The organism is Corynebacterium sp. TAE3-ERU2, from assembly GCF_019209955.1.
Taxonomy (GTDB): Bacteria; Actinomycetota; Actinomycetes; order Mycobacteriales; family Mycobacteriaceae; genus Corynebacterium; species Corynebacterium megadyptis.
In genome coordinates this window covers 529,026-552,984 of sequence record NZ_JAHUTL010000001.1, presented here as the reverse complement: position 1 = coordinate 552,984, position 23,959 = coordinate 529,026, and the positions used below count along the sequence as shown (strand labels likewise).

Sequence of the window (23,959 nt, the reverse complement as noted above, 5' to 3'; positions counted from 1 at the left end):
CCACTGCGTGGGCTGGGGCGGCTGCTGATTACTTAACGTGCACGTCATATTTAATAGGGAGTTACATAAGTTGGGCGAGTTTATCTACACCATGAAAAACGTCCGTAAGGCCCATGGTGACAAGGTCATTCTGGACAATGTCACCATGGCCTTTTATCCGGGCGCGAAGATCGGTGTCGTTGGTCCAAACGGCGCCGGTAAGTCCTCGATTCTGAAGATTATGGCCGGGCTGGACCAGCCCTCCAATGGCGAGGCCTTCCTGGATTCCGGTGCCACCGTCGGCATTCTGCAGCAGGAGCCGCCGCTGAATGAGGAGAAGACCGTCCGCGAGAACGTGGAAGAAGGCCTGGGCGGCATCTTCGAGAAGAAGCAGCGCTTCGAGGCCATCGCCGAGGAGATGGCCACCAATTACACCGATGAGCTCATGGAAGAGATGGGCAAGCTCCAAGAGGAGCTGGATGCTGCTGACGCTTGGGAAGTGGACTCCAAAATCGAGCAGGCCATGGAGGCTCTGCGCTGCCCGCCATCCGATGAGCCCGTCAACCACCTCTCTGGTGGTGAGCGCCGCCGCGTGGCCCTGGCCAAGCTGCTGCTCTCCGAGCCGGACCTGTTGCTGCTGGACGAGCCCACTAACCACCTGGACGCCGAGTCCGTGCTGTGGCTGGAGAAGCACCTGGCGGACTACCCCGGCGCCGTGCTGGCCGTGACCCACGATCGTTACTTCCTCGATCACGTGGCCGGCTGGATCTGCGAGGTCGACCGCGGCAAGCTCTACCCCTACGAGGGCAACTACTCCACCTACCTGGAGAAGAAGGCCGAGCGCCTCGAGGTGGCCGGTAAGAAGGACGCGAAGCTGCGCAAGCGCCTCAAGGACGAGCTGGCGTGGGTCCGCTCTGGCGCCAAGGCTCGCCAGGCCAAGAACAAGGCCCGTCTGGAGCGCTACGAGGAGATGGCCAAGGAAGCCGAGCAGTACAAGAAGCTCGACTTTGAAGAGATTCAGATCCCCACCCCGCCGCGCTTGGGTAACCAGGTGGTGGAGGTGCAGAACCTCACCAAGGGCTTCGATGGCCGCACTCTGATTAAGGATCTCTCCTTCACCCTGCCGCGCAACGGCATCGTGGGCGTGATCGGCCCCAATGGTGTGGGTAAGTCCACGCTGTTTAAAACCATTGTTGGCCTCGAGGAGCCGGACTCCGGTGAGGTCAAGGTGGGCCAGACCGTGCAGCTGTCCTATGTGGACCAGAACCGCGAGAACATCGACGGCGACAAGACTGTCTGGGAGGTTGTCTCCGATGGGCTCGACTATATTCACGTCGGTCAAAACGAGATGCCCTCGCGCGCCTACCTGTCTGCATTCGGCTTCAAGGGGCCGGACCAGCAGAAGCCGGCCAAGGTGCTCTCCGGTGGTGAGCGCAACCGCCTGAACCTTGCGCTGACCTTGAAGCAGGGCGGCAACTTGATCCTGCTGGACGAGCCGACCAACGACCTCGATGTGGAAACCCTGAGCTCGCTGGAAAACGCGCTGCAGAAGTTCCCCGGCTGTGCCGTGGTGATCTCCCACGATCGCTGGTTCCTGGACCGCACATGTACCCACATCTTGGCTTGGGAAGGCAATATCGCCGAGGGCCAGTGGTTCTGGTTCGAAGGCAACTTCGAGGACTATGAGAAGAACAAGGTGGAGCGCCTCGGCCAGGAGGCCGCACGCCCCTCGCGTGTGACCCACCGCAAGCTCTCTCGCTAGACACCGAGAACCAAGCACCCGCCCCCACAGCGGGGCCGGTGCTGCCGCGAAAACACCACCGCCGCCGAGCTGAAAAGCAGCTCAGCGGCGGTGGTGTCGTCTAAAGGCGAAGGGTATTTAGCGCACTTGGCGCACCTCAAACTGCATGCGCGGGTGCGCGAAGGCCTCCTGGGTTTCGATGAGCTTGAGCTCACGGCTGCCCGCGGTGTAGGTCGCCTCCACCAGGTCGAAAATGGAGGAGGTGGTGGCGGCGAGTGCGGCGGCGGCGTCGCGGCCCTCGGTGTAGTGGCCGGTGAAAAGCGCGGCGGTGACATCGCCGGAGCCGTTGATCTTAATCGGCAGCTTCGGGGTGGTGATCAGCCATGCACCCTTCTCATCGACGGCCAGCATCTCCACGGTGCCCTCCTCGCGATCGGGGCGCTCCACGGAGGTCACCAGTGCCGCGGAGGGGCCAAGATCGAAGGCGGCGTCCACAGCGGCGAGGGTGGAATCCAGATCGGAGACCTCGCGGTCTACCAAGTAGCCCAGTTCGAACTGGTTGGGCACGATCACATCGGCCTGCGGCACCACCTTGTCGCGCAGCAGCGGCGGGATGGCGTCGGAGACGAAGCATCCAGACTTGGCATTGCCCATCACCGGATCGCAGACGTAGATGGCATTCGGGTTGTGCTTTTTCACCCGCGCCACGGCGTCGAGGATCGCATCAGCGATGTCGGCGCCGCCCTGGTAGCCAGACAATACGGCATCCACCGAGCCCAGTACCTCGCGCTCCTCGAGGCCGGTGACGATGTCGGTGACATCAGAGGCGGGCATCAGCGGTCCGCGCCAGGCGCCATAGCCGGTGTGGTTGGAAAACTCCACGGTGTTGATAGCCCACACCTCGTGGCCCATGCGCTGGAGCGGGAACACGGCGGCGGAATTGCCGACGTGCCCATAGGTGACGTGCGATTGGATTGACAGGATGTTCATTCTCACCATTGTGCTAGAAAACGTGAAAGAAAAGAAAATATGGGTGCGCCCACACCACGGGCGGCGAGGTGGGGCGCGCAACGGTCCGGCGGTGCCACACCACGGGCGGCGCTATCAATCGTGGGCGCCAATCCCGTGCACGGGCGCGCCCGCACTGGCACAATGGCCTAGGTACGCATCTGAGCGAACGCACTGTATGTAAGAAGGTAACCACGATGACCGAAACAGCCGCCCATGTGGAAAGCTCCACGCCCGGCCCCATTCATTCCTGCGCCATTCCGGTGCGCTGGACCGACTTTGACCGCTTCGGGCACATGAGCAACTCCATCTATGTGGAGATTGCTCAGGAGGCGCGGATGCGTTTTGCTATCGACGAGTTCGTACCCCGCGGCCTCGAGATCCCCACTGTGTTCGTGCGGCGCCTTGATGCCGACTATCTCGCCCCGGTGCTCACCGACACCACGGCGGTGACGGTGGATACCCAAGTCATTAGCATTGGCCACACCTCCTTTACCTCGCGGCAGAAGCTGAAGGATCGCCACGGCAAGATTTGCTGCATTATCGAAGTCGTGCAGATCGCGATGGACCTGCACACCTCGAGCCCGCGTCCGATTAGCGAGCGGGAGATCTCCGTGCTCACCCGCGCCGAGGAGACCAAGGCGATCTCGGACGGCAGTAACTAGAGCGGCGAGGTTGTGGTGCAGCTTTCCTCAGGACAGCAGGGAATCCTCGCGCTGATCACGCGCGCCCTCGCGCTCGACAGTGACGCCCATATTCGCATCGCCCGCCGCTCCGGCGGGCTGGAGTGTTTTGTGCACACCCCCTTTTCGGTGCTCGCAGGACGGCGTGCGGAGGGCACCATCGCCAGCGATGGGGCCGTGTATCGGGCCCAGGATCTGCTCACCTCCGAGGGCACGGGGTTAGACCCCCAGCCCAGTCCCGCCCCCGGCGGCGCCCTGTCGTGGCCGGGTGCCCTGCCCCCAGAAGACGGGTGGGAGCTCATCGAATCCATCCCCGGAGCCGCGGTACGGCAGCTGGTGGATGCGGGGCGCGGCTTGGCGAAGCAATTTTCTACCACCATGGGACCGCCAGTATCCCTGCTCAACTCCACGGTGATCAGCTGCAGCGCCGGCGAGATCACGGTAGAGGTGCCGATGCGCGCGGTATTCGCGCTCAACGCCTTCGGCTTTATTCCCACAGATACCTCGGAGCCCAGCCATAATCGTTTGCTGGTGTCGCGCTCGGGCAGGTGGGTGCGTATCGACGCCTACTACGGCTCGGTGTGGTACCGGGCCGGTGCGGATTCCCTCACCAGCCTGCTCTAGGTGTGATTGACCAGCATATAGGCCACCCGCACCATGTGCTCCCACACCGCGGCACGGTGGGCGTCGGAAAGCTGCTCGGGGGATAGCTCATCCATAGAGGCTTTCATCAGCTCCAGCCAGCGCTCCGCGGCGGCCGCATCAATCTGAAAAGGCGCATGCCGCATGCGCAGCCGCGGATGGCCCCGCTGGGCGGAATACTCGCCGGGGCCGCCCCAGAATTGGATGAGAAACATTTTCAGCCGCCACTCGGCTCCCGCCATGTCCTCGGCTGGGTACATGGGGCCGAGGATGTCATCGTCTTTGACGCGGGCATAAAACCCGGCCACTAAACGATCGAAGGTGTCCTCGCCGATCTCCTCGAAGACGCTGCGCGGTTCAGTCATGTCTATCCATTTTAGGCGCCCCGAGAGCCGCAGGCGATGCGCAGCAGCGAGCGCGCCACCCGGTCGCTTTCCTGCAGCATCGTGGGATCGGTGCGCGGCATCGGCGAGATCGTGGTGTCGGCGAGAAACGCCCCCAGCGGAATGCCCACCGCATGCAGCCGCGGATCAGGCTCGCCCGCGCTGCCGATAACGCGGCCCGTGTGGGGATCGACCTCCCACGAGCGAGAGGCGGAGCCATCATCAAAGCGAAAGAGCCGTGCTCTGTCGCCTACTGAGCGCACCACAGACGAGGCGGATGTGCCCATATCGGGGTTGCGCACGAAGGCGTCGAGGAGCACCCGGGCCTCGCGGGCGTCGCCCGTGGTAGGAGAGGACATGCGAAAGCCGGTCTCGGTGGGGCGCACCTGTGGGGTGGCGCCAAGAAATTCCACGAGGCCGGCGTCGATAAGCGCCAGCAACTGCCGGGTGCGAAACAGCGGTGGTCCCGATCCAGCCATCTGGCCCAGCGCCATAAATTCGCGCAGGCTGCTGGTGCGGGAGGCGTGGGTATAGCGGCCGTGTTCGCCGAGAATGCCCACGGCCTTGCGGGAGGCGGCCAGGGCCCACATGCCATTTTTGAAGGCGGATTCGCGGGCGCGTTCGGCCTCGTGGATATCGCCGCTGAGGCTTGTGGCGATGTGCTCGGTCAGCGCGGGCGGATCCATGCGGAGCCCCGCCAGCGGCTGGGAGTAGGCGAAGGGGTCGAAGGGGCGGGAGGTGGCGTCGAGAAGCGGCGCGATCTGCTCCGGCAAGAGCCGCGGATCCTCGGTGCTATCGATGAGCTGGAGAATCTCCTCTATACGGGAAGGGCGGCTGCTGAGGTAGTAGGCCTCGTGGGCGTCGCGCAGGAGGGCGGGCAGGACCTCGGTGCCGAAATCGATACAGCCCAGCCCGGTGCGCTCCGAGAGCTCGGCGATCACGGCGCGGGTGCGCGGATTATGCGGCGCCGGCGGCAGGGAGTGGTAATCCGATTTCGGCAGATAGGGATAGCCGCGGCCGCTGGCCACCACCACCTGCGGTTCCTGGCCGCTCGGCTCATAGCGCAGCCCCGAACGCCGGTAGGTATCAGAGACGAAGCGGCCGCCACGCCCCTCGGTGAGCAGCAGGAGGGAATCGAAGAAGCTCATGCCCAGCCCCCGCACCAGCACGGTCTCGCCGGCGGCGATGGGGGAGAGGTCCTGGTCAATGGGATTGCCTGGGGCGATCCACTGGCCGCTCGCGTGGGCGAGGGCCTCCTCCTCGGCGGAGGGGGCCGGGGTGTCCCAGCCGAGGGCGAGCACGGTGGCATCGGCCAGCAGGGTAGTGCCATCGGCGAGCGTGATCTGATCCTGTGCGCCCTGCGGGGTGATGGCGGTGGCGGCCTGGGGGTGCTCGCGCACGCTCATACCCTCCGGCAGGCTGGTGCGCAGCTGCTGGTAGACGGCGCGCAGATACTCCCCGTAGAGGGCGCGGCTGGGATTGGACTCCGGTTTGGTGGCGCGCATCTCCTCCCAGAACTCGCTCCTCTGTGCGTCTGGGTCCTGCAGCTGCGTCTGGATCCACTCATACATGGTGGGGCCGGTGCGCGGCGGTATGCCGACACTGGCGTCTGGGTCGGGGTAGAGGGTGACGGCATCGGCAAGGGTGTTCATGCACATGGTCCGCGGCTGGTCGGTGCGCCATACCTTTCCCGCCCCGATCTGGTGGGGGTCGATGAGATGCACCGTCAAGGGGGTGGGCTGATCGCTATGGCGCTGGGCCGTGGATAGCCGCTCAAGCAGGGAGATTCCGCGGGGTCCTGCTCCGATGATGGCGATGCTGCGGGGGTGAGCGTGAGCCGAGTGTGAAATACCCATAATAGACAGATTAGTCCTTTATAAATAGAATGGCCAGTCTAATATCGTGCTGTGCGCGCCGCGGCGGGGCTGAGGGGCCGCGCCTGGCGGGCACCTGCTGTTGTGTTTATCGCATAGGAAGGCTCCGTCCATGACACCCTCACGACGCCCTCAACTCGCCTCGCTTCTTACCGCGCTCGCGATTCCCATGCTGATGCTCGCCAGCTGTGCCGCGCCACTCAAAGCCAACCCCGAGGATCGCGCCGCCGCCGCAGAGCTGACCTATGCCGATTCGGCCCCGTGGACCAGCCTCTACCCGCCGACCGCGGGCTTCTACCCCAATGGCGGCATCGTGGGAAACATCACCGATCGCCTGCTGTGGCAAGACCCCGAGACCCTCGAGCTCCACCCGTGGATCGCCACGGAGCTGCCCGAGATTAACGAGGACGCCACCGAATACACCTTCCGGCTGCGCGAGGGCGTGACCTACTCCGATGGCAGCGCCCTCGATGCCGCGAATGTGGTGGCCAACTTTGATCTTTTCGGGCGCGGCGACGCCGAGCGCACCCTGCCGCCCAGCGAGCAGATCAACAACTACGAGCGCGGCGAGGTGCTCGATGAGCACACCGTGCGCTTCCACTTCTCCGCCCCCGCGCCGGGCTTCGCCCAGGCCACCTCCACCCTGAATGCTGGGTTGTTGTCGACGGCCACGCTGCGTCGCGACGCCGAGGGCTTCGGCCCCGGCAATGCGGTAAACGTGGTGGCCAGCGGCCCCTTCGTGATCGAGGAGGAGGAACTGGGCACCCAGATCCGGCTGGTGCGGCGCGAGGACTATGACTGGGGCCCGCCCGCGGCCTCCCACCACGGCCCGGCGCAGCTCACCACCCTCACCATCGTCACCGCGCCCGAGGACTCGGTGCGCACCGGTGCGCTGCTCGCTGGCCAGGCCGATGTGATTCGCCAGGTGGAAGCGCCCGATGAGCGCCGCTTTCGGGAGCTGGGTGTGCGCATCCATGCCGGCGGCACCGGCGGGATGAATAACTCCATCAACTTTCACTTCGCCCACCCCTATCTCGCGGATCAGCGAGTCCGCGAGGCGCTGATCAAGGGTGTGAACCGGGAGGAAATCCTCGACACCTTGTTCACCGACTCCTATCCGCTGGCCACCTCCACGCTTTCGAGCGAGGCCCGCGGCTATGAGGATCAATCCGAGCACTATGTCTATGACCCCGAGGCGGCGCGGCAGCTGCTCGACGAGGCCGGTTGGCAGCTGCCGGCAGGCGCTGGCCCAGGCACCATCCGGGTAAAGGACGGCGAGCGCCTGAGCCTCACGGTCAATGAGGCGGTGCCGCAGCCGCGCTCGAAGGAGATCGTGACCATGATGCAGGCACAGCTGCGTCGCATCGGGGTAGACCTGCAGCTCTACCCCGGAGACTATGCCGCCCAAACCGCCGCGGCCAAGGACATCAACAAGATCCAATTGGCCCATCACATCGTGGGCCGCGCCGATGCGGACGTGGTGACCTCCCTGTGGCATTCGGAGAAACGCAATGTCTTGCTCAATGGCGATACGGAGACGGGTGAAATCCATGATCCCGAACTCGAAAGATTGATGAACGCCATCTCGGCCACCGCGGATCCGAGCGCCCGCGAGCGGGTGGTGCGCGAGAGCCAGAACTATGTGTCGGACAAAGCCTATGCCTTGCCGCTGTTTGAGGAGCCCCAAGTATTCGCCCTCGGCGATAACGTGCGGGACTTCCAGACCGGCCCCACCGCCCGCCCGTGGTTCTATGCCACCAGCCTGAGCGCCCCGAAGGAGAACTAGATCATGACTCGCTCTGCTGTGTTATCGCGCATCCTGCAAGCCTTCACCGTGATACTGCTGGTGTTCATCACCGCCTTCGTGCTGCTCGCCGCCTTGCCCGGCGATGCCATCGAGGCCCGCTATGCCAGCCCCGAGCTCGGTCTCTCGCCGGAGCAGGTGGAGGAGATTCGCCGCTCCTATGGCGCGGATAAGCCCCTGGTGGTGCAGTTCTTCGTGCTCCTCGGCGGCTATCTCACGGGCAACTTCGGCACCTCGGTGGCCCAAGGCAGTGCCGTGTCCACCCTCTTGGACGAGGCCCTGCCGCACACCCTGGCTCTGGCTATCAGCGGCTTTCTTCTCGGCGTGGTGCTGGCGGTGCTCATCGCCACCGCCGCCACCTTCGGCCCCTTCCGCTGGCTGCGGGCGCTGGCCGGATCGCTGCCGCCGCTTTTTGCCTCTACCCCCACCTTCTTCGTCGGCATCGTGCTCATCCAGTTGCTGAGTTTCCGCTTCGCCATCATCCCCGTGATCGGCGGTTCCGCCCTGCAGGAGCTGGTGTTGCCGGTGATTACCCTCTCCATTCCCGTGGCCGCGCCGCTGGCGCAGGTGCTCATCCGTTCCATCGATGAGGTGGAGTCCAGCCCCTTTGTCACCGTGCTGCGCGCCCGCGGTGCCACCGAGCGGTGGGTGTTGTGGCGCGGCATCATGCGCAATGCGCTGCTTCCCACCCTCACCATCGCCGGCATGATCTTCGGCGAGCTCATCGGCGGCTCGGTGGTGACCGAGGCCGTCTTTGGCCGGGCCGGGATCGGGGCGCTCACCGTGAACGCGGTATCCAATCGCGACACCCCTGTACTCATGGCCATCGTGGTGCTCGCCGCGGCGTTGTTCGTGCTGATCAACCTCATCGTGGATCTGTGCTACCCGCTGCTTGATCCACGCCTGCGCACGGTGCGCACTGCCCGCACCGGACCCGCCGCAGAGCCCCTTGCTGCGCCCGCCACCGTCGCGGCCGGCACCGCCCCCGCCACCGCCGCCGCCACCGAAGAGGAGACACGATGACGACGATCACCGCCCAGCACCCCGCAGCCGATAGCGCCGCCGCCCCGAGTCAGTCCTCGTCCACCGCCGATGTGGCCCGCGTGGTGGCCCGCGGCGCGAGCACACTCAGCACGGCGCTCGCCGGTATATTCCTGCTGCTCATGATCAGTTGGGCCGCCCTGCCGGGGATCTTCGCGCAGGCCGACCCGCTGGCAGTAACCCCGCAGTCGCTGCAGCCGCCCTCGGCGGAGCACTGGTTTGGCACCGACGCCACCGGCCGTGATGTCTACGCCCGCGTGGTCTACGGCGCCCGTCATTCCCTGGCGGGGGCGTTGATCGCCGTGCTCGTGGGCGTGATCGTCGGCACCGCCATCGGCGTGCTCGCCGGCGCCCGCGGCGGCTGGGTCGAAACTGTGCTCATGCGCGTGGTGGATGTGCTGCTGGCCATCCCGGCTCTGCTATTGAGCCTGTCCATCATCATTATCGTGGGCTTCGGCACGATCAACGCCTCGATCGCGGTGGGCGTGACCACCGTGGCCATGTTCGCCCGCCTCGCCCGCTCGCAGGTGCTGAGCGTGATGCAGGCCGACTATGTGGAGGCCGCCTTCGGGGCGGGGGCGAATTTTCCCCGCGTCTTGCTCCGGCATGTTCTGCCCAACTCGCTCACCCCAGTGATCGCCCTGGCGGCGCTGCAATTCGGCAGCGCCATCCTCCAAATCTCCACCCTGGGCTTCCTCGGCTATGGCGCCACCCCACCCACGCCCGAGTGGGGTCTGCTCGTCGCCGACGGCCGCGACTATGTGGTCACCGCGTGGTGGCTCACCGTCCTTCCTGGCCTCATCGTGGTGTTCACGGTGCTCGCCGTCACCCGGCTCAGCCGACTCGTGCACAGAAAGGTTGCGATCTAGATGTCTGCTACTCCGCTTCTTTCCATCGATGGCCTCAGCGTCTCCTATGGGGACACCCCCGCCATTTCGCTTATCGACGCCACCCTGCAGGCCGGCGAAACCCTGGCCATCGTGGGCGAGTCCGGCTCCGGTAAAACCACCACGGCGCAGGCCATCGTGGGGCTTTTAGGGGATAACGCCCGCATCACCCATGGCTCGATCACCCTTCGCGGGGAAGAGCTCGTGGGGCGTGAGGAGCGTTTCCTCCGCACCATCCGCGGCCGACGCATCGGATTGGTGCCGCAGGATCCCACTAATTCCTTCAACCCGGTGCACACCATCGGCGAAACGATCGCCGAGGCGATTGCTATTCATAATCCGCGCGGCGCCACTCGGCAGCGGGTGGTGGAGCTCTTGGACAAGGTGGGGGTGGATCGACCCGAGCTGCGCTATGGCCAATACCCGCACGAGCTCTCGGGCGGGTTGCGCCAGCGCGCGCTCATCGCTGCCGCCATCGCCGGCGAACCGGAGCTGATCATCGCCGATGAACCCACCTCGGCGCTGGATGTGACGGTGCAGGATGTGGTGCTCGATGTGCTGGCCGAGATGACCCGCGAACTCGGGGCCGGGGTGCTGCTCATTACCCACGATCTCGCGGTGGCGGGCGATCGCGCGGATCGCATCATGGTGATGAATAAGGGACAGGTGGTGGAGTCCGGCACCTCCGCGCGAGTGATGGGCGCCCCGCGGGAGGACTACACCCAGCGGCTCATCTCCCATGCTCCCTCGCTGAATAGCCCCACCACGCCCGTGGCAGTAGAGCCGACAGAGACCTCCCCCTTGCTGCGCGTGGAGCGGCTCTCGAAGAGCTTTCCAGGAGTGACGGCCGTGGATGATGTCTCCTTCGAGGTCGGCCGCGGCACCACGCACGGGCTGGTGGGCGAGTCGGGCTCGGGGAAAACCACGATCGGGCGCATCATCTCCATGTTCCACACCCCCTCGTCGGGCCAGGTGCTGCTCGGGGATACCTCGCTTAGCGATGCCTCGCCCGCGCAGGTGCGCGCGCTGCGCCGCCGGGTGCAGCTGGTCTATCAAAACCCCTATTCCTCCTTCGACCCGCGGTTGAGCCTAGGGGAGTCAGTGGCGGAGCCGCTGCGCAACTTCGGGCACGTGCGCCGCCGCCGCGAGCGGCAGGAACACGTAGAGGAGGCCTTCAGCAAGGTGCACCTCGATCCCGCCTTGGCGTCCCGCCGCCCGCGGGAACTCTCCGGCGGGCAGCTGCAACGCGCCGCGATCGCCCGCGCCCTCGTGGTGCGCCCCGAGCTCATCGTGCTCGATGAGGCAGTCTCCGCACTCGATGTGACGGTGCAGGCCCAGATTCTGGAGACCTTGCACGATCTCCAAGAGGAGCTGGGGCTGACCTATGTGTTTATTTCCCACGACCTCGCGGTCGTGCGCGCCATTTCCTCCACGGTGTCGGTGATGCAACGCGGACGCCAGGTGGACTATGGGCCGGTGGCCGAGGTATTCGACAACCCCTCCGATGAGTTCACCCGCCGGCTGGTGCACGCCATTCCCGGGCGGGTGCTCCGCGCCCGTTTGGAGGAGCAGCGCTATGTGCACTACGTGATTTAAGCCGCGCTAGCAGCACCAGGTGTGCTGCAGCGGCTAGGCTTAAACACTCGAGGGCAGCGTCGATAAGCGCAGCACGTGTGAAGAACAAGGATGTGTGGCGAGAGAACCCAATGATCAACGGTGTGATCACTCACGATGGAATCAGAACCCGCACCTATCACTGGCCGGTGGCCAAGCCGCGCCAGGTGGTGCAGATCGTGCATGGCATGGCCGAACACGCAGGCCGCTACGATGAGCTGGCGCAGTTTCTGAATAGCAACGATATTGCGGTGGTGGCCCATGATCATCGCGGCCACGGACCCGAGGCCGTCACCAACGGCCCGCTCGGCCACTTCGCGGATGAGAATGGCTGGTCGCGCGTGGTGGAGGATATCTCCTTGGTGCGCACGCATTTCCAGCGCACCTATCCGGATGTGCCGTGGATTATGCTCGGCCACTCCATGGGGTCTTTCGCCACCCGCGACTATCTCACCCGCGGCTATCAGCCCCTCGCGGGGGCGATTCTGGTGGGCACCGGTCGGTGGCCGTGCTACGCCTCCCCGGGCCTGCTTCTGGCCTCTGCCCTGGCCGCGCGGAAACCGCGGTGCACAGCGCACCTGCTTAATACCCTGGTCTTTGCCGGCTATAACAAGGGCTTCGAGCGCCGCACCAATGTGGACTGGCTCTGTTCCGATCCCGCGGTGGTAGATAGCTATCGCGCCGATCCGCTGTGTGGCTTCGTGCCCACCAATCAATTCTTCGCCGATTTCCTCAGCGCCCATAGGCGAGTAAATACCCGCGCCACCTTTAGCGCCACCCCACGCGACCTGCCCATTCTGGTGGTCTCGGGGGCCAAGGACCCAGTGGGCGGGGCGAGCGGCGCCACCCAGGTGGCCAATCGCTATGACGCGGCGGGAGTCGATCGCGTCAGCGCCGTGGTGTATCCGGGCAAGCGGCACGAAATCCTGCAGGAAACAAATAAGCAGCAGGTCTATGAAGACCTGCTGCTGTGGATCACTACTCTCTGCTAAACCGTGGCGCTCGGCCACGGCTGGAGGAGAGCCGGGTCGGTTAATCCAGGCCCGCCGGCGCGCCGGGCGTGCCGAAGCCATAACCGAAGCGGTAGGGGGCGTGGATATCGGCGGCGTGCATGGCCTTCATGATCTCGGCCGTCATGGCGCGCTCCACCGCCCACTTCTGCGCCGGCATCACCTTGATATTCACGCGCACCACCATGTGGTCCACATTGAACTTGGAGATGCCCGCCAGCTCCGGATCGCCCAGAATATCGGCGCGGTATTCCTCGGCGGCAGCGGAGCGCTGCACGGTGTCGAAGATGGTCTTTTGCGCCGCATCCACATCCGCGGACAGCGACACGGGGATTTCGATTCGCGCGATGGAGTAGCCCTGGGAGTAGTTACCCACCGAGAGAATCTCGCCATTGCGCACGAACCAGAGCACACCGTCCACATCGCGCACGGTGGTTACACGCAGCGACACATCCTCCACATCGCCGGCGACATCGCCGACGGAGATGGTATCGCCCACGCCGTACTGGTCCTCGATCATCATGAAGATGCCGGAGAGGAAGTCCTTGACCAGCGCCTGGGCGCCGAAGCCGAGGGCCACACCCACAACACCAGCGGAGGCGATCAGCGGGGTCACATTCACGCCCACCTCATCGAGGATCGCGAGCGCCGCCCACACCCACACCACGATGGACACGGCCGAGCGTCCCACCGTGGCGAGAGTCATCATGCGCGCTTCACGACGCTGCGCTCGGGCTTTATCCTGGGCGGCAAGCTGTTGGCGCAGCAGCTCGGCCTTTTTCGGATCATCTTCCTCCGCGACGGGATCATTGTGCGCGGTACCAAAACCGATCTTCGAGCGCTTATCACTGGCGGCGGCGTTCTCCGAGACCTTAGTGATGAGCTTGCGCAGGAAATAGTTCAGGGCGATCGCCACGAGAATAATGATGACGATGTGGATCGGCTTGGAAATGAGCCACTCCTGCACGAGCGGCTGTTCCCACCACGAGCCGATGGATTCGACAGTGTTATCTACCGTAGATGTCACCGCTGCCCGCACGAAGGTATCGGCGGGCAGGGCATGAGAGCTGAGAGAGAATATTTCTGTGTTCACGTCGAACCACCATAGGGGAGGTATTCATAGAACACCAGATGGCCGACGCTGGTTCAGCAGAGATGCTGCGCGGTGCTAGCTTTGGGACTTTTTCAGCCAGCGCAGACCGATGATGAGCAGCGGAGAGACCAACACCAGCTGCAGGATAGCCGCGAAGATCGAGGCGTCCGCGACGGGCGTGCCCGGCAGGACATAGATGGTGGTGTAGCTGCCCAAGACGTTGAAGATCATGTGGCCGATGGCGGGCACCCACAGGTTTTTCGTGCGCAGCATGACCGCACCGAGGAAGATACCCAGCGAGAAGGTGTAGAACACCTGGCTGGCGGTGCCGACGATCAGCTCGGGGTGGCGGGTGAGGTTGGCAAGGTGGGTGAGGCCGAAGATCACGGCCGCGAGGATGACGGCGCGGGTCTGCGAGATCGAGGTGTTCTTGAGCAGGATCTGCAGGACGATGCCGCGGAAGATGACTTCCTCAAAGAAGGCCGTGGCCGCCATGATGAGCACAAGGAACATCAGCCGCTTCATGGCGCCCTCGCTTTGCTGCGCGGTGGGCTCCTCCATGAACAGGAAGTTCACCGTGAAGAACACGGCCGATACAGCGAAGAGGGGCCAGCCCAGGCGCAGCAGGTCCTTGGGGTGGAAGCCGGAGGGGGAGACAAGGCTGCCGAGTTTCAGCCACCACAGCCCGCCCAGCGCCACGATGAGCGGAATGACATAGGCGAACAGGGCTGGTGCGGTATTGATGTCTGGGTTGCCGGCGACGACACCTCCGAAGTGGAGGCTGAGAATGGCAATAACGACAACGCCGAGGCACGAGATGAGTGGGCGCTGCGAGAGTGTCTTCATGGTGTCCTTTCCAGGCACGGGGGTCGCACGGGATGGGCAACCCTGGTGGAAACTATTTGTAGCGGGAGAGCATGACGCATTCCCAATGCACACTGAATCCATTAGTGGCCGAAAAGTGACTTTTTTAGGGCTTCCTTATAAAGGAGACCCATAGCCCCATGAGACATGGGATGTCTTTAGCGTAGTCTCAGGAGATCTGTGAGAAAGATCTCTCCGCTTCTTAGGGCGTTGCGGACGCTGCGAGCTCGGCAGCGGCCTCCGTGGTGTGGGCGGGGGAGTAGCTGCGGAGCGCCTCGGCGCCGATGAGCTTCTCCAGTGCTGCCCGATCCACGCCGCAATCGTGGGGATGCTCCGCCGCCCACGCCGGCGGAATATAGGCGCAGGTGGGATCGGAGGCGCGGTAGTCGCCGGTGAGGGCATAGGCGGTGGAACGCGACCCGCCGCAGACAGAGTGGAAATCACAGACCGAGCACTTGCCGTGCCAGTGGTCGGGATCGCGCAACGCCTGAAAGGCCGGAGAGTTGGCGTAAATATCCTGGAAGTCGCGTTCTTTCACATTGCCGCAGTGCATGGGCAAAAAGCCGCTCGGGTACACATCGCCCACATGGTCCACGAAAGCGAAACCAGAGCCGGAGTTCACTGCCATCGGGGCGCGGGGACGACGCGGAGCGGCGGGGTGCTCGCCAAGAAGCTCGGTGGTGAGCTCGGTGAGCTCGCGATACAACGGGCCACCCTCATAACCGGGGCGTCCCTCCTCCTTGGCCTGCTGGGCCTGCAGCACCACGCGCCGGTACTGCGGCGCCTCTGTGGTCTTAATGGCGATGCGATTAGACACATCATGCAGCCAGTGCAGGGCGTCTTCGCGCTCCTGGGGCGAAAGCGAGTTCAGCGCGGCGCCGCGGCCAGTGGGCACGAGGAAGAAGACGTACCACATCTTCGCCCCCATATCGATCACCCGCTTGAGCAGGTGCGGGGCCTCGTGAATATTGGACTTCGTGAGCGTGGAATTGATCTGCAAACGATAGCCCAGCTCATTAATGATGGGGGCCATCTCGACGGTCTTTTCGAAGGTGCCGGAGAAGCCACGGAAGGCGTCATGCGTCTCCGGGAAAGCACCATCGAGCGACATGGACATGGCCTTGCCGCCCGCCTCGCGCAGCGCGCTAATGCGCTCGCGGGTGAGCTTCGGGGTGACCGAGGGCGAGAGCGAGATGCTCAGGCCGAGGGAGGTGCCATAGGCGGTGAGCTCGACCAAATCATCGCGCTCAAAAGGATCCCCGCCGGTGAGCACCACCAAGGGGCGGGGATGCTCATAGGCGGCGAGGCGCTCCAGCAGTGCCTTGCCCTCGGCCGTGCTGAGCTGGCCAGGGGCGGCGTGATGCTGGGCATCGGCGCGGCAATGCTTGCACACCAAGGCGCAGGCGCGGGTGACCTCCCAGATAACAATGAACGGCTTCTGGTTGATGTCGTGGCGGACCGTGCGCACAACCGGCATGCGATGCTTCACAGTGCTGAGCTCCCTCTCATCTTCGGCGATCGTGCCCTCCGAGCAGCGTCAGCGCCCGGAAAGCACAGGCACCTTCCAGATTAAGACAGCACAGCCGGGCCGCGCCAACAGAAACGGCCCCTGAGCTGGGAGATATTGGCCACCCTCTGCTTAGTGGCGCCTAAGATTGGCAGTTTTTATCGCTGCTCTCCAGCGCGGGCATCCACCTCGCGGTTACGCAATGCCCGCTCCTGCGCATCGACGTTTTCTGCCACCAGGCGGGCCAAAGCGCTCGGAATATCCGTATCCAAGAGCTGCTTGGAGCGCTCGATGCCCGCGGCGCTGATATCCCAGCTGGGGTAGATGCCCTCGAGCAGCGGCTGGGCGGTCTCATTCGGCAGATCGGCCCACAGCTGCGGGGCGAGCTCAACGAAACGCTCGTTGAACTGCTCCAGGTTCGGCGCCGAGCCCGCAAAGAGCAAGCCTTCGAGGGTGTGGCGCAGCTCGAGGTTCGAGATCTCGCCGGCCGCGGTGCTGAGGCGCTCGTACACCTGGGCCTTGTTCTCCGCGGTATTGATGGCCGCCGCGGCCCGCCATGCCGACTTCTGGCCCGAGCCGGTGGCATCGCGCTCGCGCTCTGCGGCGATGGCGGCCTCTGGGTCGGCGATATCGCCGCGGGCGATCAGGGCAGTCAGGGCGCTCCAGCGGATATTGCTATCCACCTCCAGCTCCGGCACCGTGCACGTGCCCTCGAGGATGGAGCGGAAGAATGCGGCTTCCTTCTCCCCGAATTCCACCTGGGCCAGCGCCTTGAAGAAGGGCAGCTGGGCGTCGGTGCCGGCAGCGAGGTCGTGGGGCTGCGAGAGGGCGTCGAAAAGCGTGCGGGCAAAGGCCTGCTTGCCTTCCTGCTCTGCCCACTCCGGATCGGCGTAGGAACGCAGGGTGATGCGCGCCTGCAGCAAGATGCGCTCCAGCACGGCCAACTCGGTCTCGGAGGTGATACCGCGCTGCACGAGTGCGAGGAAGTCGCGGGCCGGCATACGGCCATCGCGCGTGGCCTGGCTGGCGGCCGACCAGCACAGTGCCCGCGCCATGGAATCCTCGATGGCGTCGATATGCTCGCCAATGAAAGCCAAGCTCTGCTCATCGGCTTCATAGAGGCAGTAGGTGAGATCATCGTCATTGACCAGCACCAGATCTGCCTCCGGGGCGCCGATGAGATCCGTCACCTCGGTGCGCTCGCCGTCCACATCCAGCTCAATGCGCTGGGTGCGCACCACAGCGGAATCCTGGAGGCTATAGAGGCCCACGGCAAGGCGGTGGGTGCGGGTCTCGCCAGCGCCGGGGGTGGCTCCGGACTGCACGATGGCAAAGGAATCGTAGACGCCATCGCTGCTCGTGGACTCCACCGAGAAGGAGTTGATGCCGGTGGTCTTCAACCACTGGCTGGACCAATCCGAGAGATCTCGTCCCGAGGCTTCCTCCAAGGAAGCGAGCAGATCATCGAAGGTGGCATTGCCGAAAGCATGGCGCGCGAAGTGGCGGCGCACTCCGGCGAAGAACTCCTCGCGCCCCACATAGGCCTGCAGCTGCTTCAGCACCGAGGCGCCCTTGGCATAGGTAATGCCATCGAAGTTCTGCTCCACGGTCTCAATATCGGAGGCATCCGTGGAGATCGGGTGCGTCGAGGGCAGCTGGTCCTGGCTATAGGCCCAGGACTTCTCCACAAAGGCGAAGGTGGTCCACGCCGTGTCATAGCGGGTCTCCTCAGCCTGGGAGATCGCCGCGGCCCAGGTAGCGAAGGATTCGTTGAGCCACAGGTCGTCCCACCATTCCATGGTCACGAGATCGCCGAACCACATGTGGGCCATCTCGTGCAGGATGGTATCGGCGCGGCGCTCGTACATGTAGTGCGTCACCTGGGAGTCGAAAACGTACTCGTCGCGGTGGGTCACGCAGCCGGCATTTTCCATGGCGCCCATGTTGAACTCGGGCACAAACACTTGGTCGTACTTGCCAAAGGGATAGGCGACGCCGAAGTTGCGGTGGTAGAAATCGAAGCCCTGTCGGGTCTCGGTGAAGATGCGCTCGGCATCCAGCGAGTCCGCCAGCGAGGCGCGACAGTACAGGCCCATCGGGATCTCCAGATCGGTGGGCTGATCGGCAGGGGTTTCCGGGTGGTGGGTGAGCGTGCCCGTCCAGGTCTCCCGTACCTCGTGATAGGGGCCGGCACACACCGCAGCGATATAGGTGGAGATCGGATAGGGGAAGTCCGCCGTGTGGACGCGCTGTCCTTCGGACTCGGTGCAGGTGGTCTCCCCATTGGTGATCACAACCCAGTCCTGCGGGGTGATGGCGCTGAGGCGATAGGTGGCCTTGAGATCGGGCTGGTCGAAGCAGGCATAGACCCGCTTGGCGTCGGCGGTCTCGAACTGGGAGTACAGGTACACCTTGTCATCGGCCGGGTCCACATAGCGGTGCAGGCCCTGGCCGGAGTGGGAGTAGGTGCAGTCGGCGTCGACCACGAGGGTGTGCTCGCCGACGCTCAGCTGCTTCAGCTGCAGCCCGTGCTCGGAGGAATACTCCGGTGTGAAGTCCTCGCCATCAAGGGACGCGGAATGGATGTGGGCGTCGCGGAGATCGATGAAGGTATCACCCGCCTCCTTCACCGTGAAGTGCACTGTGGTGGTGGAGCGGAAGGTCTCCTCGGAGGTGGTCAGATCGAGCGCGATGTCATAGTGCTCGGTCTCTAGCATGGCCGCGCGGGCGCGCGCTTCATCTCTGGTTAGGTTCACACTTGTCATGCGCACCACAGTAGTAGCGTGACGCAGATCGCGGGAGCGGCGGGGTGTGTGGTTGCTGCATGCGCGCTGTGCAGAGGCGGTGGCGCGATGTGCATTAGCATGGGCGAGCATGAACAATACCCGCTCTATTACTTTCTATTTCGATGTCACCTGTCCCTTCTGCTGGATCACCTCCCGCTGGATCAAGGAGGTCGAGCAGGTCCGCGATATCAGCGTCACCTGGCAGCCCATGAGCTTGGCAGTACTCAATGAGGGCCGCGATGAGCTGCCCGAGGACTATAAGGAGATGATGAAGGCCACCTGGGCGCCTGCCCGCGTCTTCGTCGCCGTGGCAGAGCAGCACCCAGAGAAACTCGATGCGCTCTACACCGCCATGGGTACCCGCATTCACCATGGTGGGGAGATCACCGTCCGCGGCTACCATGCCGCCGACGAGGTGATCGCAGCGTCCCTCGCTGAGGTGGGGCTTCCGGCTGAGCTTCTCGACGCCGGCCACACCGACAGCAATGATGATGCCCTCCGCGCCTATCAGCAGCGCGCCATGGACAAAGTGGGTGACGAGGTGGGCACCCCCGTCATCGAACTCGGCGATGTCGCCTTCTTCGGCCCGGTGCTCACCCGGGTGCCGCGCGGCGAAGAAGCAGGACAGCTATTCGACGCCTCCTGCACGCTCGCCGGCTATCCCTACTTCTTCGAGCTCAAGCGTTCCCGCACCGAAGGGCCGCAGCTCGACGAGCGCGGTGGGCGCGCCTAGGCGGCGCGCTTAGAAGAACAGCGAGCCAAAGCCAAGGGCGATCAGATTAATCACGATGAAGATACCGATGATGCCGGCCATGGTTCGCCACCAGGGCCGAGCCTCATCGTCTTCAGCGGCGGCACTATCTGCAGCGGCACTATCCGCAACGGCGGGCGCGGGGCTGGGGGAGTGCTCCGCTTCCGGCTCTGCGGCAGCCCATAGCTCCGCCGCGCGGGGAAACTGGGTGTTCGCGTCTGCGAGGAAACTCGGCACCCTTTGAGTGGCGGGGAGGCTATGCGCGGGATTATGCATCGAGGACAGATCATGGTGCACCCCGCTGGGGCCGTGCGTGCTCGCCAACATGAATCCTCCCTGCGTCCTCTGTGCTGCGTATAGCGGGACATGATGTGTTCTCTCTCAACACTACCCACCGTGTGCAGCGGGAAGAAACCCCACGACAACGGGACTGTGGCCCTGTCTGGGGCACATCCCGCCCCTGCTCCTAAAGCGGCTGTTATTCGCAGGCGATGCCGTCATTATCGCCATCGAGGCCCGGGCGATAGCCGGGCTGGCCGCGCAGCAACGGTGCTATACCGCGCGCCCGCGCCTCCGCACAATTACGCACATACTCGGCCGCACCGGCCGGGGCAGCGGGAACCTGTGTGGGATCTGGCGCTGGGGCCGGCGCGGTGTCCTGCGCCGGTGGGGTGGCAGGCTGTGGCGGCTCAGTAGATGTGGGGGGTGCATCGCCGGCAGGACACTGCTGCAAAATGCGCTCCATCGCCGCTTTCTCCGGCGGGGTCACCCACAGCGCATAGGCGTGTTTGACCTCGATCTGGGAGCGCACATAAGAACAACGGAACGAGGAGTTCTTCGGCAGCCACGTCGCAGCATCCCCAGCCCCTTTTTGCTGGTTTTGCCACCCACTCACAGCCAGCAGGTTACGGGGATCATTGGCAAAGTTGCGCCGGACCTCCGGACTAAGCTGCTGCGCCCCGGTCTGCCACGCATTCGACAGCGCCACGACGTGATCGATCTGGATCTCGGCGGAGCGCTCGCCCCGCTCGAAATCCATCCACTCACCGGTGTAGGGATCCAGCAACTGCCCCCGCAGCACCACGCAGTCCCGGGTATTCGGTTTGAGAGTGATCTCCACCAGGTCGCGGCGCAGAATATCGTTGCGGGTATCGCAGCCATTGTGGCCATACTCCACAGTCACATCATCGCTCCAGCGCTGGCCAAACTCCTCGCGGCTATAGCCGGTGGTAGGGGCGCGGCCCTTCACCTCTAGCTCATCCAGCAGCGCTGCAGCCGCGACAGCCGCGGCGGGCAGCTCGCCAGCTGTGGTGGACTCTGGCGTGCTGTCGGTGGTCGCCGGTGCACTCTCTGTGCTGCTCTCGGTAGTGGAAGAGCTGGACGTTGCGGGGGTGGAGTGGTGCTCTACCTCCGTATCGGTGGCACATCCTCCGAGCACAAGGGCGGCACAGAGTGTTGCCAGAGTTTTCTTCACGGCTGAGGACCTCGCTTTTCGTCTACACTGAACGCCATGCGCGTTTATCTCGGAGCGGACCATGCTGGGTTCGACATGAAGAACATTATTGCAAGCCACCTCGAGTCCAAGGGGCACGAGGTGATCGATTGTGGTGCTCACACCTACGATGCGGCTGACGATTACCCCGCCTTCTGTATCGAGGCGGCACAGCGCACCGTGAACGATCCGGGTTCGCTCGGCATCGTCCTCGGTGGTTCCGGTAATGGCGAGCAGATCGCCGCCAATAAGGTGCCGGGCGCGCGCTGCGCGCTGGCGTGGTCGGTGGAGACCGCCCGCTTGGCCCGCGAGCACAATAACGCCCAGCTCATCGGCCTCGGCGGCCGTATGCACACCGAGGAGGAGGCCCTGTCTATCGTGGATGCCTTCCTCGATCAGGAATGGTCCCAAGAGGATCGCCACCAGCGGCGTATCGATATCATCGCCGACTACGAAAAGACCGGCGTGGCCCCCGAGGCCTAAAGAAGAGGCCTAAAGACACAGAACAACCCCGAGCGTGATGCTCGGGGTTTTCTGCTTAGTAGGGCTGTGGCGCAGCGCTGGGCCTAGAAATCAAAATCGAAGCCGCCGTCGAAAATGCCCCCATCGCCGCCGTCGAAGAAGCCGCCGTCATCGCCCATATCGGCGCCGTCTCCCATGTCGCCGGCATCGCCCGCATCGCCCGCATCGCCTGCGTCACCGAAATCGTCGCTGCCGTCTGCGGTGCCATCCGCGAACTGGTCCGCGCCATAGTGCACTCCCGACATCCCTGAGAACAAGGCAGAGAACATCATGACGGAGCCGGCCGTCCACATACCGGTGGCAAGCGCAGGGCCCCACCACGCGGTGGAGTACCAGCCGGCTGGAACGGGGCGGCCTGCGACAGTGCCGCCGGGGTAATAGTGCGGAGTATCCGCGCTAGCGTGCGGCGAGGCAGAAATGGTGCTGTTCTCATGCTGGATGGTGCGGGGCTCGGTCACCTTACCAGCGGCGCGCTGGCCCTCCAGCGGCGGCAACTCTGGCCCTGCGGGCATATCCATGATCTCGCGGGCAGCATTGACATAGTGCAGGCCCTCCAAGGCGGATTCGCGGGCCAAGCGGGCCTGCTGTGGGGTATTCGCCGTGGAGATCTGCGAGCTGGCGGCGTTATAGCGCTCCGAGGCATCCGCCAACGCCTGGGTAGAGGCGGCGTCCGAGCCGGTCAGCGACAGCACTTGGGAGCCGAGTCTTTCGATCCAGCGCCGCGCATCTGCCACGGCATCATCCATGTCCGTTTGCGTGAGCTTCTGGTTCTGGCCTTGCTGCACGCGGTTGATGAGAAACACAACGAGGACAATCGACACCGCAATTAAAATCCAAGCTGACACTGGGTTTTCACCTAATCTTTCTGCAGAGAGCATCCTTGAACAAGGGTTCACTGGAGAAAACGACGGAAACGGCTCAGAGGTTCCCGTGGGTGTGCCGGCAGGACAGTCAGTGGTGCCGCTTCGGCTAGTTGGAGGAGCCGGACCTTTCCGCTACCCACTCCCGCACCACGGTGGAATCCCAGAGAGTGAGGCCGTGGAGCTTCGTTACCGGCTTGGGGGCGCGGCCTCGGGTGGCATAACTGGTGAACGTGCCACGGGCTGTGCCGGAGTAGTCCGCACATTCAGACGCAGTCCACAATTCGTGTCCAGTATCTTCATCAATGATTTTGGGGCGCATACCTCCAGCATACGCAGAGTGCGCTGGTTCTGTCTGGTAACTAAGAAACACCCCTTTTTGCGTTGTGCGGAATCCATGCGCTAACATAACCCAGCACCAAGGGAACGTCGTATAGTGGCTAATACCTCAGCCTTCCAAGCTGAAGACGCGGGTTCGATTCCCGTCGTTCCCTCTGAACAGAATCTCCCGCGGTATCACCAACAGATACCGCGGGAGATTTTTCTATGCAGGTTTATACCTCGGCGTCGGGTTGAGGTGTGTCCTCCCACTCCACCGCGTCGATATCGATGCCGCGCTGGGTCGCCTGCTGCTCCACGCATGCGCGCAGGAAGGGTGCGGCACCGCGATAGTAGGAGGCGAAGCGCTCATCAGCTTCGTACATGCGGACGAGCAGCACCTGCTTGGCGAGGGTGCACTCGTAGTAGTGGCTGATGAGCTCAGCATGGCGATCGACCAGTGCAGCCGCTGCGGGCGAGCTCGGGCTCACCTTCGCCTCCGCTGCCGCCACGAGATCATCGACAAAGCCGTCCATGCTCTTTTTCATGTGCGCCCAGCCGGCCTCATCCATGTTCTCGGCAGCAGTGCGGCTGGCCGACCATTCTGGGGTGTGCGACCAGCGCTGCTCCGCTTCATCCTGATGGCGCTCCCACTCGGCTTTCCACGCGGCGGCGTCATGCGCTAGGCGGGTAGTGGGGTTGGTGGAATGTGTATCAGACATTGAGTCCTCCTCGACGAAATAGTCCACTAGGTTGTCCACTGCGCGCACTCGGGCGCGCAGCTGGGCTGCATCGGCGGCGAGATGGCGTCGTTGCGCGCGCAAGGAAGAGCGTATTGCGGAAGGATCGTCCATAATCTCCGCCACTGCCTGCAAAGACATGCCAGTGGAACGAAAAATCAGCACTGCCATGCCGCGGTGCACATCGCCGAGGGTGTAGAGGCGATGATCGGCCCACGTGCGTTGGGTGGGGCTCAGCAGCCCAATCTGGTCCCAATAGCGCAGCGTGCGCGTACTCACCCCCAGAATCTCGGCGACATCACCAATGGTGAACTCGTCCATCTGCAGGTGTCCTTTCCTTGATCTTCACTATGCGCCGCT

22 protein-coding genes and 1 tRNA gene are annotated in these 23,959 nt (G+C 64.1%); 11 read left to right on the top strand and 12 right to left on the bottom strand.

Going from position 1 to position 23,959, the window contains the following annotated elements; translation table 11 throughout:
- Positions 1-70: 70 nt before the first annotated feature.
- Positions 71-1,741, top strand: a complete 1,671-nt coding sequence (gene ettA, locus KRX12_RS02410) for an energy-dependent translational throttle protein EttA (RefSeq protein ID WP_218364202.1) — start codon at positions 71-73, stop codon at positions 1,739-1,741.
- 117 nt (positions 1,742-1,858) lie between these two features.
- Here ettA and pdxY read toward each other — a convergent pair whose 3' ends face one another.
- Entirely contained in the window at positions 1,859-2,710 is an 852-nt protein-coding gene (pdxY, locus tag KRX12_RS02405) for a pyridoxal kinase PdxY (protein ID WP_218365573.1), read from the bottom strand.
- Positions 2,711-2,925: 215 nt separating this feature from the next.
- Here pdxY and KRX12_RS02400 point away from each other — a divergent pair, with 215 nt between their 5' ends.
- Together KRX12_RS02400 and KRX12_RS02395 are read left to right on the top strand one after the other, a co-directional pair.
- The gene (locus KRX12_RS02400) at positions 2,926-3,393 is read left to right on the top strand and encodes a thioesterase family protein (protein WP_151529744.1); all 468 of its coding nucleotides are present in this window, start codon (positions 2,926-2,928) and stop codon (positions 3,391-3,393) included.
- 15 nt (positions 3,394-3,408) lie between these two features.
- A complete protein-coding gene (locus KRX12_RS02395; protein WP_370625517.1) occupies positions 3,409-4,035 on the top strand; it encodes a hypothetical protein in 627 nt (208 codons plus the stop codon).
- On the opposite strand, the gene KRX12_RS02390 is transcribed toward KRX12_RS02395, so the two are convergent.
- Both KRX12_RS02390 and KRX12_RS02385 read right to left on the bottom strand, forming a co-directional pair.
- Entirely contained in the window at positions 4,032-4,418 is a 387-nt protein-coding gene (locus tag KRX12_RS02390; RefSeq protein WP_218364199.1) for a globin, read from the bottom strand. The two genes, KRX12_RS02395 and KRX12_RS02390, sit on opposite strands and share 4 nt — an antisense overlap.
- Positions 4,419-4,429: 11 nt before the next feature.
- On the bottom strand, positions 4,430-6,292 hold the full coding sequence (locus KRX12_RS02385; RefSeq protein WP_218365571.1) for an FAD/NAD(P)-binding domain-containing protein: 1,863 nt from the start codon (positions 6,290-6,292) through the stop codon (positions 4,430-4,432).
- 130 nt (positions 6,293-6,422) lie between these two features.
- Between KRX12_RS02385 and KRX12_RS02380 the strand changes: the two genes are divergently transcribed.
- From KRX12_RS02380 to KRX12_RS02360, 5 genes are all read left to right on the top strand, one after another.
- Positions 6,423-8,096 (top strand): TIGR04028 family ABC transporter substrate-binding protein, encoded by a 1,674-nt coding sequence (locus KRX12_RS02380; protein ID WP_218365570.1) that lies wholly within the window; start codon positions 6,423-6,425, stop codon positions 8,094-8,096.
- Between the two features lie 3 nt (positions 8,097-8,099).
- Positions 8,100-9,137, top strand: coding sequence for an ABC transporter permease (locus KRX12_RS02375; protein WP_255550019.1), 1,038 nt, complete (start codon positions 8,100-8,102; stop codon positions 9,135-9,137).
- Entirely contained in the window at positions 9,134-10,024 is an 891-nt protein-coding gene (locus KRX12_RS02370) for an ABC transporter permease (RefSeq protein WP_218365569.1), read from the top strand. The genes KRX12_RS02375 and KRX12_RS02370 overlap by 4 nt, the downstream gene beginning before the upstream one ends.
- Entirely contained in the window at positions 10,025-11,638 is a 1,614-nt protein-coding gene (locus KRX12_RS02365; RefSeq protein WP_218365568.1) for an ABC transporter ATP-binding protein, read from the top strand.
- A gap of 77 nt (positions 11,639-11,715) precedes the next feature.
- The gene (locus KRX12_RS02360; protein ID WP_218365567.1) at positions 11,716-12,648 is read left to right on the top strand and encodes an alpha/beta hydrolase; all 933 of its coding nucleotides are present in this window, start codon (positions 11,716-11,718) and stop codon (positions 12,646-12,648) included.
- A 40-nt stretch (positions 12,649-12,688) separates the two neighbouring features.
- Here the strand turns inward: KRX12_RS02360 and KRX12_RS02355 are convergent, their stop codons facing one another.
- From KRX12_RS02355 to pepN, 4 genes are all read right to left on the bottom strand, one after another.
- Positions 12,689-13,759 (bottom strand): mechanosensitive ion channel family protein, encoded by a 1,071-nt coding sequence (locus KRX12_RS02355; RefSeq protein ID WP_370625173.1) that lies wholly within the window; start codon positions 13,757-13,759, stop codon positions 12,689-12,691.
- A 75-nt stretch (positions 13,760-13,834) separates the two neighbouring features.
- Positions 13,835-14,605, bottom strand: coding sequence for a CPBP family intramembrane glutamic endopeptidase (locus KRX12_RS02350; RefSeq protein WP_218365566.1), 771 nt, complete (start codon positions 14,603-14,605; stop codon positions 13,835-13,837).
- 220 nt (positions 14,606-14,825) lie between these two features.
- Positions 14,826-16,100, bottom strand: a complete 1,275-nt coding sequence (locus tag KRX12_RS02345) for a TIGR04053 family radical SAM/SPASM domain-containing protein (RefSeq protein WP_218364375.1) — start codon at positions 16,098-16,100, stop codon at positions 14,826-14,828.
- A gap of 188 nt (positions 16,101-16,288) precedes the next feature.
- Positions 16,289-18,895: an aminopeptidase N gene (gene pepN / locus KRX12_RS02340; protein WP_218365565.1), complete on the bottom strand. Its 2,607-nt coding sequence runs from the start codon at positions 18,893-18,895 to the stop codon at positions 16,289-16,291.
- Positions 18,896-19,004: 109 nt separating this feature from the next.
- Here pepN and KRX12_RS02335 point away from each other — a divergent pair, with 109 nt between their 5' ends.
- The gene (locus KRX12_RS02335; RefSeq protein ID WP_218364181.1) at positions 19,005-19,649 is read left to right on the top strand and encodes a DsbA family protein; all 645 of its coding nucleotides are present in this window, start codon (positions 19,005-19,007) and stop codon (positions 19,647-19,649) included.
- Between the two features lie 9 nt (positions 19,650-19,658).
- Here the strand turns inward: KRX12_RS02335 and KRX12_RS02330 are convergent, their stop codons facing one another.
- Positions 19,659-19,994, bottom strand: coding sequence for a hypothetical protein (locus KRX12_RS02330; protein WP_218365564.1), 336 nt, complete (start codon positions 19,992-19,994; stop codon positions 19,659-19,661).
- 151 nt (positions 19,995-20,145) lie between these two features.
- Complete coding sequence (locus KRX12_RS02325; RefSeq protein ID WP_370625515.1) at positions 20,146-21,141, bottom strand: DUF1524 domain-containing protein; 996 nt, start codon at positions 21,139-21,141, stop codon at positions 20,146-20,148.
- A gap of 36 nt (positions 21,142-21,177) precedes the next feature.
- On the opposite strand from KRX12_RS02325, the gene KRX12_RS02320 reads away from it, so the two are divergent.
- Positions 21,178-21,642, top strand: a complete 465-nt coding sequence (locus KRX12_RS02320) for a ribose-5-phosphate isomerase (RefSeq protein WP_151529094.1) — start codon at positions 21,178-21,180, stop codon at positions 21,640-21,642.
- An 83-nt stretch (positions 21,643-21,725) separates the two neighbouring features.
- Here the strand turns inward: KRX12_RS02320 and KRX12_RS02315 are convergent, their stop codons facing one another.
- Positions 21,726-22,559: a DUF1542 domain-containing protein gene (locus tag KRX12_RS02315; RefSeq protein WP_218365561.1), complete on the bottom strand. Its 834-nt coding sequence runs from the start codon at positions 22,557-22,559 to the stop codon at positions 21,726-21,728.
- Between the two features lie 91 nt (positions 22,560-22,650).
- On the bottom strand, positions 22,651-22,863 hold the full coding sequence (locus KRX12_RS02310) for an AlpA family transcriptional regulator (RefSeq protein WP_151529096.1): 213 nt from the start codon (positions 22,861-22,863) through the stop codon (positions 22,651-22,653).
- 100 nt (positions 22,864-22,963) lie between these two features.
- Between KRX12_RS02310 and KRX12_RS02305 the strand changes: the two genes are divergently transcribed.
- Positions 22,964-23,035 (top strand) — tRNA-Gly (locus KRX12_RS02305).
- 60 nt (positions 23,036-23,095) lie between these two features.
- Here the strand turns inward: KRX12_RS02305 and KRX12_RS02300 are convergent.
- Entirely contained in the window at positions 23,096-23,920 is an 825-nt protein-coding gene (locus tag KRX12_RS02300; RefSeq protein WP_218365560.1) for a MerR family transcriptional regulator, read from the bottom strand.
- Positions 23,921-23,959 lie beyond the last annotated feature (39 nt).

Coding starts and splice junctions, on each gene's coding strand:
- KRX12_RS02350 (WP_218365566.1), bottom strand. CDS start 14,605: ATGAAGACACTCTCGCAGCGCCCACTCATCTCGTGCCTCGGCGTTGTC.
- KRX12_RS02330 (WP_218365564.1), bottom strand. CDS start 19,994: ATGTTGGCGAGCACGCACGGCCCCAGCGGGGTGCACCATGATCTGTCC.
- KRX12_RS02310 (WP_151529096.1), bottom strand. CDS start 22,863: ATGCGCCCCAAAATCATTGATGAAGATACTGGACACGAATTGTGGACT.
- KRX12_RS02320 (WP_151529094.1), top strand. CDS start 21,178: ATGCGCGTTTATCTCGGAGCGGACCATGCTGGGTTCGACATGAAGAAC.
- KRX12_RS02380 (WP_218365570.1), top strand. CDS start 6,423: ATGACACCCTCACGACGCCCTCAACTCGCCTCGCTTCTTACCGCGCTC.
- pepN (WP_218365565.1), bottom strand. CDS start 18,895: ATGACAAGTGTGAACCTAACCAGAGATGAAGCGCGCGCCCGCGCGGCC.
- KRX12_RS02315 (WP_218365561.1), bottom strand. CDS start 22,559: ATGCTCTCTGCAGAAAGATTAGGTGAAAACCCAGTGTCAGCTTGGATT.
- pdxY (WP_218365573.1), bottom strand. CDS start 2,710: ATGAACATCCTGTCAATCCAATCGCACGTCACCTATGGGCACGTCGGC.
- KRX12_RS02375 (WP_255550019.1), top strand. CDS start 8,100: ATGACTCGCTCTGCTGTGTTATCGCGCATCCTGCAAGCCTTCACCGTG.
- KRX12_RS02300 (WP_218365560.1), bottom strand. CDS start 23,920: ATGGACGAGTTCACCATTGGTGATGTCGCCGAGATTCTGGGGGTGAGT.
- KRX12_RS02385 (WP_218365571.1), bottom strand. CDS start 6,292: ATGGGTATTTCACACTCGGCTCACGCTCACCCCCGCAGCATCGCCATC.
- KRX12_RS02370 (WP_218365569.1), top strand. CDS start 9,134: ATGACGACGATCACCGCCCAGCACCCCGCAGCCGATAGCGCCGCCGCC.
- KRX12_RS02400 (WP_151529744.1), top strand. CDS start 2,926: ATGACCGAAACAGCCGCCCATGTGGAAAGCTCCACGCCCGGCCCCATT.
- KRX12_RS02390 (WP_218364199.1), bottom strand. CDS start 4,418: ATGACTGAACCGCGCAGCGTCTTCGAGGAGATCGGCGAGGACACCTTC.
- KRX12_RS02345 (WP_218364375.1), bottom strand. CDS start 16,100: ATGCCGGTTGTGCGCACGGTCCGCCACGACATCAACCAGAAGCCGTTC.
- KRX12_RS02365 (WP_218365568.1), top strand. CDS start 10,025: ATGTCTGCTACTCCGCTTCTTTCCATCGATGGCCTCAGCGTCTCCTAT.
- KRX12_RS02335 (WP_218364181.1), top strand. CDS start 19,005: ATGAACAATACCCGCTCTATTACTTTCTATTTCGATGTCACCTGTCCC.